We start from the raw sequence: 14,863 nt of genomic DNA on the forward strand, positions 1-14,863 counted from the left end.
ATTAATTTACTGCTTTTTTTTAAGTGGATAAAGCTCTTGGTGCATAAAATCCTTGGGAAAGGTCTCGTCATTGGCAAAGCCTAATTCAATATCCCGACCATCATGAGGAACGAAATCAGTTCTAAAAATATAATCCCAAATACTAAGCGTTAAACCGTAATTAACCCCGTAGCGTGCGTGGTTTGGTAATTCTTTGGCATGATGCCAAATGTGCATTTTTGGATTATTAAAAATGTACTTCAGGATACCGTAATCCCAACCCAGGTTGGCATGATTCAAATGTCCGATGGCGATGGTAAAAAAGTAAACAATAGCAACATCTTGAGCATGATAATTAGCAACCAGGGCCAAGGGGATATAGAGTAATGATTTGTAAACCACAGGTTCCATCCAGTGATATCTTAAATGCGCTGCAAATCCCATTTCCTTAACGGAATGATGAACCTTGTGAAAATTCCAAAGCCAGGGTACCCGGTGTAATAATCGGTGGGTGTTCCATTGCACAAAATCACTCACCAAAAAGAAAATGAGTAAGCCCAGCCATTTTGGAAGATCATCTGCATTGAATAGTCGTAATTCAGCAAGATTTAACCCTATAAGATTCAGAACATCGTTTAAGGCAGCTTCAGCTGTGTTGGAAAGAGCAATAAGGATGATCAGATTCAACAGAAAAAAATTGAAAAACATGTAAAAGGTATCCAACCAAAAATCTTTACGGAATAAGGCCTGATTTTTACGCCATGGGAAAGCAGCTTCTAAAAGCCAAACGATCAGTGAAATGAGAATTAATCCATAGAAATAATTATCCCATTGGTTTTGAAATAGAAATTCTTTTTTCAGATAATTCCAGTAACCGGAATAGGCGTTCAATAAAATGTCCCAATACTTTTCCATGGCCTATTTTACACTCTAGAATATTAAATTTAGCAACAGCCGCCACCATCGTAATGGTAAGTGGACGGACTGATAAATATATCATCACGATGCAACGCAGCAAGGGCTCCTGCGGTTTTATCACAAACCGCCAGAGGTTGATTCTGTAGGAGCACATGGCCTTTGTTATCATCAAAATAATCGTCTTCCCCATAATAAATAGCAGCTTTACCGGTAAAAATACACGGGCCGTCTTCAGGCATCGGATCTTTAATGGCAGCAACTTCTATAGATTCTATGTAAATCAACTCATCCGTTGGATAATGTTTAGGATCTAATATGCGATAGGGTTTACGAGCACGAATTTCAATCGTGCCAAAACCGGCATCGGTAAGCATTTTTACGTATTCCTTGATGGGTAAACTACCACTTAAACACAGTGCTCGCAAGCGATCATCGTTACGCAAGGTGTCGTTCATGGGCTGTTCGCAGGTTGGATCGCTCATTACCAGACGTCCGTGAGGTTTCAAAACCCTGTACATTTCAGAAATTGCTTTTTTAAGATCATCGGTCTTGAAAATATTAAATAAACAATTCTGTGCCGCCACATCAATACTGTTATCTTCTACAGGTAAGTTCAGTGCGTCGCCTTTTTTAAGATCAACAAATTCACTTTTAAACCATGGGTTTTGAGCTTCAGCTTCTTTAAAATTCTTCCGTGAAGCTTCAAGCATTTCGTCTACCACATCAATACCTACAACACCACCTTTTTGGCGGTTGAAATATGCAAATTGCAGCAATTCCATGCCACCGCCTACACCAACATATAACATTTTAGGATTGTTTGCCAGATCACGAGGGTGCACTGTGCTGCCACACCCATAATTCATCTCCTGCATGATCTTTGGAATTTTCAATCCAGGGAGTTCCCAAATAGGATTTGTTGTACAGCAAAGCCCAATATCTGGGGTTAGGGCTGCTTCTTTGTAAACATTCTGGGTGGTTTCGTGATAACTCATATAGGTGCAATTAATGTGATGCACAAGATAAGTCGTTTTGCCTAATAAAACATAACAAGTCAGATGCGATCCTTAGGTTTTTTGATTTTTATTACTGCCCAAAAACATCTATTTTGCGAAAAATATCGTAAGTAACACGTAAACCAAACTGTAGCGTGTCGCTTATTGGTTGCCTCCCTCACGACACAATATGCATTATAGATACGTTTTAGTAATTAACCAAAGCGGCTTTTTGCTGCACCAAAATGAATTAACCACTAAAAGAAAATTATGAGAAGATTTTTTATTTTTTCTATGCTGCTCCTTGCAGGACATTCGGGATTTGCCCAAATTGGAACCGACAGAAGTCCCTGGTTTTTTGAAATTGGAGCTAATGTTGTAGACGTTTATCCTGTTGGAGAAAACGCGCCCCAAGGACCTTTATTCGATGAATTTTTTAATGCTAATGATCACTGGAATTTTGGTATCCCGAGTGCTCGTTTTGGGTACTATTTTAAAGATGATGTATTTGTTAGTTTAAGAGGATCTTTTAACAGTATCACACGTTGGGGGGAATTTCCCGGGCAGTATTCGGCTAATGTAAATAGCTTGAATTATATTGGTGTTGATGCGATGATCAATAAGGATCTGAAAAAAATATTCAAAAACGAAAATCTTGAGCCGTATATCGCCGCTGGTTTTGGCTATACCTGGATTCATGAAGGTGCTTATAATTCCAATTCAAATTTGGAGCAAAGTCTGGTAGGCGCGGGGACACTCAATGCCAGTATTGGTTTGAAGTATTGGATTTCAGAGACCTTTGGTTTGAGTATCGATACGACCTATAAGCACAGTTTTGAATCGTATTTAACCAAGCATTTCCAACATAATTTTGGATTGATATTCAGGTTTAGAAGAACGGATTGCGATTGTTATTAGGAATTCGTCATTACGAGGAGGTAACGACGTGGTAATCTTATGAAATGAATTTCTAATCATAAGATGGCTTCACTTTGTTATCAATGACGTTTCAATTCGTCATTACGAGGAGGCAACGACGTGGTAACCTAATGAAATGAATTTCTAATCATGAGATTGCTTCACTTGGTTCGCAATGACGTTCCGATTCGTCATTACGAGGAGGCAACGACGTGGTAATCTCCTCAAGCGCCTTGAAAGTGCAACTCCCGAAGGCCCGACCATTGCGGTAACGCCCCAAATTTAAAGTGTTCTTATTAATTCTTTAAACAGCGTGATCATGTTAGGTTCGGCCTTTCCTGCATTGGCAATAATATCCTGAATATCTACCGGTTCTAAATTGTCAGGATCGCATTCATCAGTGAGTACAGAAACGGCGGCAGCCTTCAATTTAAGATGATTTGCTACGATTATTTCCGGAACGGTGCTCATTCCTACGGCATCGGCACCCATGATCTTGAGCATGCGATATTCGGCACGAGTTTCAAGTTGGGGTCCAACCACACTAGCGTACACGCCTTCGTGCAGCCTGATATTTTTTCGTTTGGCGATAGCTTTGAATTGCTTGTTGATCTCGGCGTCATAAGGCGCACTCATATCTGTAAACCGTTCTCCCAGAAATTCCACACCTTTAAACGCCAGAGGAGAACTACCTTGCAGGTTGATATGGTCTTCGATGAGCATCAGTTCGCCTTTTTTGAAATCAAGATTGATGGCTCCCGCAGCATTTGAAACTAATAAGGTTTGAATACCCAGTTTCTCCATAATGCGCACCGGAAAAGTAACATCCTGTAGTGTGTAGCCCTCGTAAAGATGAAAACGACCTTGCATCACCACAATGGTTTTTCCTTCTAATTCGCCATAAATAAGTTTTCCTTTATGAAACTCAACCGTGGCTGTTGGGAAATTAGGAATATGGTTGTAGCTGGCCTCGTTGAAAATATTGATCTCTTCAATAAGTTGCCCTAAACCGGTACCAAGAATGATCCCTATTTCAGGGTTTTCGAAGCCTTTGTCTTTTAGGTAGGTTACTGTTTCTTCAATGATCTTCTCCATAATGTTGTTCTATTTTTTGTCGAAGGATGTTGTTGCTTTTGTAAAATGATGATTTCTTTAGATCCTCAAAGGTATCGATGTCATTCAAAGTTTCCAATAAACCATAAGTTATGTTTTTATTATCGAGTTCCTGAAGTGTTGATTCAAGTAAGGTTGAGGTGCTCCAGGCCTTGTTTTTAAAAACCTGTGATTGTAATTCAGACATCCCGATCAAGTAGTAACCACCATCGTGGGCCGGACCGAAAACCAGGGTGTTTTGGTTTAAGGCTTCTAAAGCCTTTTTTATAAGTTTAGCATTGATATCCGGCAAGTCAGAGCCGATGAGAATAATGCGCTGATATCCATCTTGAAATCCTTTTTGAAAGCCCTTGTGCATGCGTTCTCCCAGATCAGAACCTTCCTGAACGTGTTTTTCAAAACCTTTCCAGCCCCTAGATTCAAGGGTTTCAGAAAAATAAACCTGTTTGTCGTGTTTTAAACGGACTAAGGTATCTTTTGTGAGGTTAACGAGGGATTCATAAACCTCAAAAGCGGCCTGATCGCCAATGGATTTTGCCAAACGCGTTTTCACCCTTCCGGGAACAGCATTTTTTACAAATACAATAATGAGATCTTTAGTCATAAACCGAAATGCCATTTGTTAACCACTTACCCCATGGTTTGGAAAAGGTGTGAATACTATCCGTCAGTTTGTTCTGTTTATTATAAACGAGATGCTTTTTGTTTTTCCATTCAATAATGCCACCGTATAAATTGAACACATTGGAATAACCCGCTTTTTTTAATTTTGTAGCTATATTCTCAGAACGCACACCAATAGTACAATATACAACGATGTTACTGGTTTTATTGGGAATAAGCGCCTCCGTTCTTTTAAGATCGAAGTGTTTGTAACCTACCTCTTTTGCGTTTTTGATATGGCTAACCTGATATTCCTTATTCTCCCGGGCGTCTAACAAAATGAGTTTGGGATTATCCGGATTTAATTGGTCCGGCATGATGTAAGAAACCTCATTTTTATTATACTTTTTTAGAACATTTACTAAGCTGTTCTGCGAAAAACAGGTAAGCGTTCCAACCAGAAATAAAAATATGACACCCTTTTTCATGTTAAGCTACAGATCCCTGACAACTACTTCCGGCTCCTGCAGTGCAACCATAACAGTGTTGAGAAATGACGATCTCGCGACCTTCCAAAAGGTCTTCATTATATTCACTGATATGTTTCACGTTGCTATTCACGGGTAGTTCCAGCATTTGGTTAAAATCGCAATCGTATAAATACCCATCCCAACTCACAGAAAGGGTATTGGTGCACATCACGTTAGCCACGGCAGCCGGATTGTAAGCTTCAACCAGATTATACATATAATCTTCATAATTCTCTGATGCGATCAGGTATTCCAAAAAACGTGATATCGGTAAATTGGTAATGGCGAATAAATTATGAAAATGAATATTGAAATCTTCCAACAAGGCTTTTTTAAAATCTTTTTCCATGGAAGCTTGATCGCCGGGAAGAAATGCGCCCGAAGGATTATAAACCAGATCCAGCTTTAAGTCGCTACCAGGCATGCCATAACCTACGGCATTAAGTTCTTGAAGTGCTTTTATAGAACTATCAAAAACACCGTCGCCACGTTGTTTGTCAGTTTTTCCGCGCGTCCAGTGCGGCATGGAACTTACCACATGCACCTTGTGTTTTTTGAAAAATTCCGGTAGATCGTGATACTTTTTGTTGGCACGGATGATGGTTAAATTGGAACGAACTATAAAATCCTTAACACCAATTTTTGAAGCTTCTTCAACGAACCAACGGAAATTCGGATTCATTTCAGGCGCTCCACCGGTAAGGTCCAAAGTATGGGCGCCGGTATTTTTTATAACGTCCAAACATTGTTGCATGGTTTCACGCGTCATGATCTCTTTGCGGTCCGGACCGGCATCCACGTGGCAATGCTTGCATACCTGATTGCACATGTAACCCACGTTGATCTGCAGGATTTCCAAAGGTTTTGCCTTAAGGGGAAATTGATTCGTTTCTGCGATCTTATCCTTGAATTTTGGTAAATCACCATTGCGGAAGATTCCGTTCGATAAAATTTCCAGTTGATTTTTACTTTGGGCTAAATCGCTTTCACGCTTGTGTAGTGATTTTATCGTCATAAATTACATATCGAGTTTATTCACTTTATTCATCATTTGCACGCCGTGTACCAGAGAGGCACCGCCACGAATAGCGCCAGCCACATGAAGTGCTTCCATCATCTCTTCCTTGGTTATGCCGCGCTGTAAACCATCACCGGTGTAGGCGTCAATACAATACGGACACTGAATGGTATGAGCCACAGCTAATGCAATAAGTGATTTTTCTCTTGCGGTAAGGGCGCCTTCTTCAAATACTTTAGAATAATAATCGAAAAACTTAGCGCCGAGTTCTTCGTTCCAGTCGCTTATGTTTCCAAATTTTTTGAGGTCGGCAGGGTCGTAATATGTTTTTTGCATGATTCTTTTTTTTCTAAAGATAAAGATAGATATGTGTAAAGTCGAAAACTTTAAGCTTTCTTAACAAAAAAAAGACGCCTCAGTGCGGCGTCTTTTAGTTTTATCTATTGAAATTATACAGGATTAGTCTCGTAGTACGCTTCTTGAAATTACAATCTTTTGAATTTCGGAAGTTCCTTCATAGATCTGTGTAATTTTCGCATCACGCATCAAACGTTCCACGTGGTATTCCTTCACAAAACCATTTCCTCCGTGAATTTGTACCGCCTCTACCGTGTGTTCCATAGCGACTTTCGAGGCGTAAAGTTTTGCCATAGCACTGGATTTATCATAGTTATTACCCTGATCTTTATCCCAGGCCGCCTGCATTACCAAATGACGCGCTGCAGCAATATCAGTATACATGTCGGCAAGTTTAAAAGCAATCGCCTGATGATTACTGATCTCTGTTCCAAAGGCTTTACGCTCTTTAGAATACTTAAGCGCTAGCTCATAAGCGCCAGAAGCAATTCCTAAAGCTTGGGCCGCAATACCGATACGTCCTCCGGAAAGAGTTTTCATCGCAAAGCGGAAACCTGATCCGTTAGCACCAATACGATTTTCTTTTGGCACTTTTACATCATTGAATTGCAGGGTATGTGTGTCGCTTCCGCGGATACCTAATTTGTTTTCTTTGGGTCCGATATGAAAACCTTCCGTGCCGCGTTCCACAATAAATGCATTAATTCCGTGGGAACCTTTGTCTTTATCGGTTTGTGCGATCACAAGATATACATCGGCGCGACCACCATTAGTGATCCAGTTCTTAGTCCCATTCAAAAGGTAATAATCACCTTTGTCAATGGCTGTGGTGCGTTGTGAAGTAGCATCACTACCGGCTTCAGGTTCGCTTAAACAAAAAGCACCTACGAATTCGCCTGTGGCAAGTTTTGGTAAATATGTTTCTTTTTGAGCCTCTGAACCATATTTTTCGATACCGTAACAAACCAAAGAGTTATTTACCGAAACAATCACAGAAGCTGAAGCATCTATTTTAGACAATTCCTCCATGATCAAAACATAGGAAATGGTATCCATACCACTACCGCCGTATTTCGGGTCTACCATAATCCCCATAAATCCGAGCTCTCCCATTTTCTTCACAAGTTCATCGGGAAACTCCTGTTTTTCATCACGTTCAATGACACCCGGAAGTAATTCAGTTTGGGCAAAATCTCGAGCGGCATCGCGTATCATGAGGTGTTCTTCAGTAAGGCTAAAATCCATAATTCGTAATTATTAGGTTGTTTTTTATAAAAAAGTTTACAAATATACCGTTTTGATGTGAATTTTTCAATTTTGATTGTTATTTTTACCCCAATATGAAGAAAAATTTATTTCGGGTTATTGGCGTCATGTCTGGCACCTCTCTCGATGGTATCGATCTGGTTGATGTTACATTTGAATTTGAAGAAAAATGGCGTTATACGATACACCATTCTGAAACGGTAAAATATCCTGAAACCTGGTATCAAACCTTAAAACATTTGGTAACATTTTCAGAGGTACAATTGCGTGAAATAGATGCCGATTACACCGAATTTTTAGCTCATATTATTCAAAGGTTTATTTCTAAAAATCATATAAACGGGATAGATGCGGTTTGCTCTCACGGGCATACAGCAAAACATGAACCGGCCAAGGGTTACACCTATCAAATAGGGAATCTCTCTATGCTTTCAAAAAAATTAAAACAAACCGTAGTTTGTGATTTCAGAGCACAAGATGTGGCTTTGGGCGGGCAAGGTGCTCCTTTGGTTCCTATTGGAGACAAACTGTTGTTTTCTGATTATACTTTCTGTTTGAATTTAGGTGGTTTTGCTAATATTTCTTTTGAAAACGAGGGTGAGCGTATCGCGTATGATATTTGCCCGGTTAACAGTGTACTTAATCATTATGCGAATCGCTTAGGTTTTGAATATGATAATGAAGGTTCTATGGCTTCAAAAGGTTCTGTAGATGATCTACTTTTAAAGCGTTTGAATGATCTAGATTTTTATGCTTTGCCATTTCCGAAATCTCTAGGTATAGAATGGGTCAATTCAGAAATTCTTCCACGAATCAATAAGATGGATCTGCCGGTAGAAATTGTGCTGAGAACATTTACTGAGCATATTACTGATCAAATCAGTGAAGTGCTAAACACAACAACCGGCGCTACCGTGCTTATTACCGGAGGTGGGGCATACCATACTTTTTTAATAGATCGGTTAAGAGAAAAAACCTCAAATCAACTTCATATCCCGAATTCTGATCTTGTTGAATTTAAAGAAGCGCTCATTTTTGGTTTTCTAGGGGTTTTAAAATTGCGTGACGAAGTAAATTGTTTGAAAAGTGTTACAGGAGCCTCCAAAAACCACAGTTCCGGTAAAATATTTACACCATAAATAGGGCATTTTTAACCGTGAAGCCTTTTAGTTTTTTATATTTGTTGAATTAATAATCGAAACCCTTTTCTAATGACACAGTTGTAGCTACGCTTCATGAAATGCCATCCAAAAAAACACAAAAAAGCGAAACGAAAACATAATTAATTAGAAATGAAAGAATTATTAAAGAAATATGAAAATAAAGCCCCGGAGATAGTTTTTAACTGGAAAGATTCTGAGACCGATGCTGAAGGCTGGGTTGTTATTAACTCCCTGCGCGGTGGCGCCGCCGGTGGAGGAACCAGGATGCGAAAAGGGCTGGATATGAATGAGGTTTTATCACTTGCTAAAACCATGGAGATCAAATTTACCGTTTCCGGTCCGCCCATTGGAGGCGCAAAGTCGGGTATCAATTTCGATCCGCATGACCCAAGGAAAAAAGGTGTTTTAGAGCGCTGGTATAAAGCCGTATCGCCATTATTGAAAAGTTACTACGGTACCGGTGGGGATTTGAATGTTGATGAAATTCACGAGGTGATTCCGATCACTGAAGAAAGTGGTGTTTGGCACCCACAGGAAGGTGTTTTTAACGGACATTTTAAACCCACGGAAGCTGATAAAATAAATAGAATAGGACAATTACGTCAAGGTGTGATCAAAGTGATCGAAAATCCAATCTATTCACCCGATGTAAGGCGAAAATATACGGTAGCAGATATGATCACCGGATTTGGTGTTGCTGAAGCTGTCAAACATTTTTACGATATTTATGGTGGCGAGGTTATAGGAAAGCGCGCTGTAATCCAGGGATTTGGTAATGTTGGCGCTGCTGCAGCCTACTATTTGTCGCAAATGGGCGCGAAGATTGTAGGCATTATTGATATTGCCGGAGGGTTAATTAATGAGGAAGGTTTTTCGTTTGAAGAAATTAAAACCTTATTTTTAGCTAAAAATGGAAATACCTTGAAAGCGGATGATCTTATTCCTTTCGAGGAGATCAATAAAAGAATTTGGGAAATTCAAACTGAAATCTTTGCGCCTTGTGCAGCATCGCGTTTGATTACCCGCGATCAGATTGATGAGATGATTGGAAGTGGTCTGGAAGTTATTTCGTGCGGGGCTAATGTGCCTTTTGCTGATAAAGAAATTTTCTTCGGGCCCATAATGGAGCAAACAGACACTCGTGTGAGTTTAATACCGGATTTCATATCGAATTGCGGAATGGCACGAGTTTTTGCTTATTTTATGGAGCGCCGTGTGCAGATGACAGATGAAGCCATTTTTAATGATACATCCAATCGCATAAAAGAAGCGATTGAGAGAATACATAATAAAAACAATTCAAAAACAGGGATAAGCGCCACTGCTTTTGAAATTGCATTAAACCAACTTATTTAAATTTTACCACATGGATGCTCTAATTATTTTAATATTTGCGATGGGTTATTTAGCGATAACCCTTGAACACAGTTTAAAAATAGACAAACTTATCCCTGCTCTGGTCATGATGGCCTTAATGTGGGCTCTCATTTCTTTGGGTATTGATGCGTTTCCCAATTGGTTTGATTCTGCGGAACATACGCTGATGGAAAATTTTGGTCTGTTAGATCACGTGCAGAAAATCGATCTGATGGAGGAAACCTTGCTACATCATTTGGGAAAAACGTCTGAAATTTTAGTATTCCTTCTGGGTGCCATGACCATCGTTGAGATCATTGATTATTTCGATGGCTTTTCAACAATTAAAGATTTTGTTCATACCAAGAGTAAAAGAAAAATTCTTTGGGTGTTTTCACTTTTAGCCTTTTTTCTTTCTGCGATCATCGATAACCTTACGGCAACAATCGTACTGATTTCGATACTTCAGAAGGTGGTAAAAGACCGTGAGGTAAGACTGTGGTATGCCGGTTTGATTATTATTGCGGCAAATGCCGGAGGAGCATGGTCTCCAATAGGCGACGTTACCACCACCATGTTATGGATTGGTAAAAAAGTTACTACCAGTCATTTGTTGGGTTATCTCTTTGTACCATCTTTCCTGTGTATGGCTGTGCCTTCATTAATTGCATCCTTCCTGCCCGTTTTCAAAGGCGATCTCGAATTTGATGATACCGAAGAAAAGAAAAAATCCAGATTTAGTGGCACCATGCTTTATTTAGGATTAGGAGCTATTGTTTTTGTTCCTGTTTTTAAAATGATCACACACTTGCCTCCATACGTTGGTATGATGCTTTCATTAGGCGTTGTTGCGATTTTCGCAGAAATTTATAGTAGCTCAAAATTCAGTATGACCGAGTATGATTCTGAAGAAAGCGATGCTGCTGCACATCACAGTCCGGTGCATCATTCCTTATCAAGGATCGAATTACCTAGTATTCTGTTTTTCTTAGGGATTTTGATGGCCGTTGCGGCACTGGAATCGCTGGGGATCCTATTTAATTTTGCAGAGTCGTTACAACAGCATATGCCGCTTCTCGGAACCGAAACACACTATGCTTATGAAGCTCATACGGTTTCCGATATCGTAATCTTGCTTCTTGGTGTTGGTTCGGCAATCATTGATAATGTGCCTTTAGTGGCTGCCACCTTAGGTATGTTCCACGAACCTATCGATAACGAATTATGGCATTTTGTAGCCTATTCTGCAGGTACCGGAGGATCGATGCTTATTATTGGTTCTGCTGCCGGTGTAGTAGCCATGGGCATGGAAAAAATCAATTTCTTCTGGTATTTGAAGAAGATATCATGGTTGGCATTAATTGGTTTCCTCGTGGGTGCTGCGGCCTTTATGGTTACCAGGACCTTATTTTAAACATACTTTAAAACAAAAACCTACGTTATACAATTGCAATAAACAACCATTATATGCTTTTAAAATTATTACAAACCCAAACAGATGCTGCTCAGGCTGCCGCGAATAGTGAGCCTGTTGAGAAGTCATTATCTATCATTGAACTTATAACTAGTGGCGGTTTAGCCGGTCAATTAATTATTGCCGTATTATTCGTGCTCCTAATTATAGCTTGTTACATTTATTTTGAACGCTTATTCGCTATAAAAGCCGCTTCTAAAGTAGATGCTAACTTTATGAATCAAATTAAAGACCATGTGAGTAACGGTAAAATAGAAGCAGCACAATTGTTATGTGCACAATTAAATACGCCGGTATCACGATTAATTGGAAAAGGAATTTCCAGAATAGGAAAACCTCTGGCGGATATAAATACCGCCATAGAAAATGCAGGACGATTGGAAATTTATGGTCTTGAGAAGAACGTAAGTATACTTGCGACAATTTCAGGAGCGGCCCCAATGATCGGGTTCCTTGGAACCGTTGTTGGTATGATTCTTGCCATTTTTGAATTGGCGAATTCGGGAGGAACAATCCAAATGGATGTACTGGCAGGCGGTCTTTACACCGCTATGACCACCACAGTGGCTGGACTTATCGTCGGAATTGTAGCCTATATTGCCTACAACCATCTGGTAGTTCGTACCGATAAAGTAGTATATCAAATGGAAGCTAATTCTTTGGAATTCCTAGATCACTTAAACGAACCTACGTAATATGAATTTTAGAGGAAGAAACAAGGTAACACCGGAATTCAATATGTCGTCAATGACAGATATTGTGTTCCTTTTGCTTATCTTTTTTATGATCGCCTCAACCCTGGTAACAACCAACGCTATTGATATTGTGTTGCCAAAAGCCAGTGGAAAAACCGAGAATAAAAAATCGGTTTCGGTGAGTATCAAAAAAGATTTAACCTATTATATCGATCAAAAGCGGGTTGGTGAAAGTATTCTGGAAAATGAATTGATGGCAGCCCTATCGGATCAGGCAAAACCAACTATCATTTTACGTGCTGAAAAATCAGTACCTGTTGAGAATGTGGTTAAGGTTATGGATATTGCCAACCGAAATAAAGTTAAAGTTATTTTAGCCGTACGGCCTAATTAATGAGCTATTTTAAAACAAAATACGAGAAGGATTCGGCGAAGCTCACGGCGCTTATCGCTATTATTCTTTTACTACTATTATTTGTAGTGGGAACCCCTTACATGGATCCTCCTGAAGAATATGGTGTCGCTGTTAATTTTGGTAATAGTAATTTTGGAAGTGGAATTGTGCAGCCTAAACAACCGGTTAAATCTGAGCCAAAACAGGTAGAAACACCACCACAAACTGAAAAAACGGCTGCAGAGCCAACAAAATCAGCGGAAGCAAAAGAAGAGGTTTTAACGGCCGATAATGCCGAAGACATTGCTATAAAAAAACAAAAGGAAGCAGAGGCCAAGGCCAAGGCTATAGCCGAAGCAAAAGCCAAGGCTGAAGCCGAGCGTATTGCGGAAGAAAAGCGCGAACAGGAAGAAAAAAAGAAAAAGCTTGATGCTTTGATAGGCGGAGTTAGTAGATCTGATGGCCCAACAGGAAGTGAGGGTGATGATTCGGTTTCCGGAGATAAAGGGCAACTCAATGGCGATCCCTATGCGCCAAGTTATTTTGGTGGCGAAGGTACCGGAAGTGGCGGAGTGGGTTATGGTTTAAATGGACGGGGTCGTGCAACCTATAGAACCTTAAAACAAGAGTGTAACGAGTCCGGTTTGGTGATTGTTAAAATAACCGTGAACCAGGCGGGAAACGTTATCGAAGCTATCCCGGGAGTTAAAGGTACCACCAATACTGATCCATGTTTATTAGAACCTGCGAAAAAAATTGCCTTATCTCATAAATGGCCTGCAGACTATAATGCGCCAGTAAAACAAATAGGCTTCGTAAAAGTTAACTTCAAATTGGGTCAATAACCCATGTCATATAAAGAAACCCTCCATTGGATGTTTGCACAGCTTCCTATGTATCAACATCAGGGAAAAGCTGCCTATAAAGCGGATCTTTCAAACACTTTAATTCTTACAGATTACCTTGATCATCCTGAAACCGGATTTAAATCTGTTCATGTTGCCGGTACAAATGGCAAAGGGTCTACAAGCCATATGATCGCTTCGGTATTACAGGAAGCCGGTTATAAGGTAGGTTTGTATACGTCACCCCATTTAAAGGATTTTAGGGAACGCATTAAGATTAATGGTGAACCCGTTTCAAAAGGCTATGTAATGGATTTTATTGCAAAACATAAGTCTTTTTTTGAATCTCATGCCTTGTCGTTTTTTGAAATGACCGTTGGAATGGCTTTTCAATATTTTAAGGAACAGAATGTTGATATCGCCATTATTGAAGTAGGCATGGGAGGTCGCCTGGATTCTACAAATATTATTACTCCGGAAGTATCAGTAATTACCAATATTGGATTCGATCATATGCAATTCCTTGGAGATACCCTTGAAAAAATTGCCGAAGAAAAAGGGGGCATTATAAAACCGGGAGTACCGGTTGTCATTGGGGAAACTCAAAAAGAAACGGCACCCGTTTTCAACCGCATTGCGAAAGAGAAAAACGTTGAAATTAAGTTCGCAGATGCCATGGAATATGCAACGTATATATCCGACCTGAAAGGCATATATCAGGCAAAAAATATCAAAACGGCGGTTCAAACACTTTACGAATTACGTCGAAATGGTTGGGGTATTTCTGATGAGGCTATAGAAAAGGGTTTGTCTCATGTAGTAAAAAATACCGGCTTATTGGGGCGTTGGCAAGTTTTACAACAACAACCATTAGCGATTTGCGATACGGCACATAACAAAGAAGGTTTAACTTACGTCATGCAGCAATTGGAAACCTTAAATGCAAAAAGTTTGCACCTGGTGATTGGCGTGGTAAACGATAAAGATTTAAGTCGGATTATTCCTTTATTTCCGAAAACGGCACATTATTATTTCTGCAGACCGAATATTCCCAGAGGACTTGACGCAGAAATTTTAAAGAACGAATTCCTAAAATATGGTTTCCATGGAAATACGTACAGCTCAGTTAATGAAGCGTATAAAATGGCTTTAGAAAAAGCGTCAAATGAAGATGTGATCTTTGTTGGTGGAAGCACTTTTGTAGTGGCCGAAATTATTTAAAATATTTATAAAAAAGTT

At 39.7% G+C, this 14,863-nt stretch carries 16 protein-coding genes; 8 read left to right on the forward strand and 8 right to left on the reverse strand.

What is annotated here, in order from left to right; translation table 11 throughout:
• Positions 1-6 precede the first annotated feature (6 nt).
• Entirely contained in the window at positions 7-894 is an 888-nt protein-coding gene (locus ABD682_RS05885) for a sterol desaturase family protein (RefSeq protein ID WP_344740039.1), read from the reverse strand.
• A 29-nt stretch (positions 895-923) separates the two neighbouring features.
• On the reverse strand, positions 924-1,892 hold the full coding sequence (arsM, locus tag ABD682_RS05890; RefSeq protein ID WP_344740041.1) for an arsenosugar biosynthesis arsenite methyltransferase ArsM: 969 nt from the start codon (positions 1,890-1,892) through the stop codon (positions 924-926).
• A gap of 270 nt (positions 1,893-2,162) precedes the next feature.
• On the opposite strand from arsM, the gene ABD682_RS05895 reads away from it, so the two are divergent.
• Positions 2,163-2,810, forward strand: coding sequence for a hypothetical protein (locus ABD682_RS05895; RefSeq protein WP_344740043.1), 648 nt, complete (start codon positions 2,163-2,165; stop codon positions 2,808-2,810).
• Positions 2,811-3,092: 282 nt separating this feature from the next.
• Here ABD682_RS05895 and ABD682_RS05900 read toward each other — a convergent pair whose 3' ends face one another.
• From ABD682_RS05900 to ABD682_RS05925, 6 genes are all read right to left on the reverse strand, one after another.
• A complete protein-coding gene (locus ABD682_RS05900) occupies positions 3,093-3,905 on the reverse strand; it encodes a purine-nucleoside phosphorylase (RefSeq protein ID WP_344740045.1) in 813 nt (270 codons plus the stop codon).
• The gene (locus ABD682_RS05905; RefSeq protein WP_344740047.1) at positions 3,889-4,527 is read right to left on the reverse strand and encodes a TIGR04282 family arsenosugar biosynthesis glycosyltransferase; all 639 of its coding nucleotides are present in this window, start codon (positions 4,525-4,527) and stop codon (positions 3,889-3,891) included. The genes ABD682_RS05900 and ABD682_RS05905 overlap by 17 nt, the downstream gene beginning before the upstream one ends.
• The gene (locus ABD682_RS05910) at positions 4,520-5,014 is read right to left on the reverse strand and encodes a rhodanese-like domain-containing protein (protein ID WP_344740049.1); all 495 of its coding nucleotides are present in this window, start codon (positions 5,012-5,014) and stop codon (positions 4,520-4,522) included. Before ABD682_RS05910 ends, ABD682_RS05905 begins: the two co-directional genes overlap by 8 nt.
• Before the next feature lies 1 nt (position 5,015).
• The gene (arsS, locus tag ABD682_RS05915) at positions 5,016-6,071 is read right to left on the reverse strand and encodes an arsenosugar biosynthesis radical SAM (seleno)protein ArsS (RefSeq protein ID WP_344740051.1); all 1,056 of its coding nucleotides are present in this window, start codon (positions 6,069-6,071) and stop codon (positions 5,016-5,018) included.
• 3 nt (positions 6,072-6,074) lie between these two features.
• The gene (locus tag ABD682_RS05920) at positions 6,075-6,410 is read right to left on the reverse strand and encodes an arsenosugar biosynthesis-associated peroxidase-like protein (RefSeq protein ID WP_344740053.1); all 336 of its coding nucleotides are present in this window, start codon (positions 6,408-6,410) and stop codon (positions 6,075-6,077) included.
• Between the two features lie 123 nt (positions 6,411-6,533).
• Positions 6,534-7,676: an acyl-CoA dehydrogenase gene (locus ABD682_RS05925; protein WP_344740055.1), complete on the reverse strand. Its 1,143-nt coding sequence runs from the start codon at positions 7,674-7,676 to the stop codon at positions 6,534-6,536.
• 95 nt (positions 7,677-7,771) lie between these two features.
• On the opposite strand from ABD682_RS05925, the gene ABD682_RS05930 reads away from it, so the two are divergent.
• The 7 genes from ABD682_RS05930 (at position 7,772) to ABD682_RS05960 (ending at position 14,845) form a co-directional block, all read left to right on the forward strand.
• Positions 7,772-8,836: an anhydro-N-acetylmuramic acid kinase gene (locus ABD682_RS05930; protein WP_344740057.1), complete on the forward strand. Its 1,065-nt coding sequence runs from the start codon at positions 7,772-7,774 to the stop codon at positions 8,834-8,836.
• Between the two features lie 153 nt (positions 8,837-8,989).
• A complete protein-coding gene (locus tag ABD682_RS05935; protein ID WP_344740059.1) occupies positions 8,990-10,216 on the forward strand; it encodes a Glu/Leu/Phe/Val dehydrogenase dimerization domain-containing protein in 1,227 nt (408 codons plus the stop codon).
• Positions 10,217-10,226: 10 nt separating this feature from the next.
• Positions 10,227-11,630 carry a sodium:proton antiporter NhaD gene (gene nhaD, locus ABD682_RS05940; RefSeq protein ID WP_344740062.1) on the forward strand — a complete coding sequence of 468 codons (1,404 nt, stop codon included), beginning with the start codon at positions 10,227-10,229 and terminating at the stop codon, positions 11,628-11,630.
• 53 nt (positions 11,631-11,683) lie between these two features.
• The gene (locus tag ABD682_RS05945) at positions 11,684-12,385 is read left to right on the forward strand and encodes a MotA/TolQ/ExbB proton channel family protein (RefSeq protein WP_344740064.1); all 702 of its coding nucleotides are present in this window, start codon (positions 11,684-11,686) and stop codon (positions 12,383-12,385) included.
• Between the two features lies 1 nt (position 12,386).
• Entirely contained in the window at positions 12,387-12,779 is a 393-nt protein-coding gene (locus ABD682_RS05950) for an ExbD/TolR family protein (protein ID WP_344740066.1), read from the forward strand.
• Positions 12,779-13,624: an energy transducer TonB gene (locus tag ABD682_RS05955; RefSeq protein WP_344740068.1), complete on the forward strand. Its 846-nt coding sequence runs from the start codon at positions 12,779-12,781 to the stop codon at positions 13,622-13,624. Before ABD682_RS05950 ends, ABD682_RS05955 begins: the two co-directional genes overlap by 1 nt.
• 3 nt (positions 13,625-13,627) lie before the next feature.
• Positions 13,628-14,845, forward strand: coding sequence for a bifunctional folylpolyglutamate synthase/dihydrofolate synthase (locus ABD682_RS05960; protein WP_344740070.1), 1,218 nt, complete (start codon positions 13,628-13,630; stop codon positions 14,843-14,845).
• Positions 14,846-14,863 lie beyond the last annotated feature (18 nt).

It is taken from the genome of Gaetbulibacter aestuarii, assembly GCF_039537665.1.
Taxonomy (GTDB): Bacteria; Bacteroidota; Bacteroidia; order Flavobacteriales; family Flavobacteriaceae; genus Gaetbulibacter_A; species Gaetbulibacter_A aestuarii.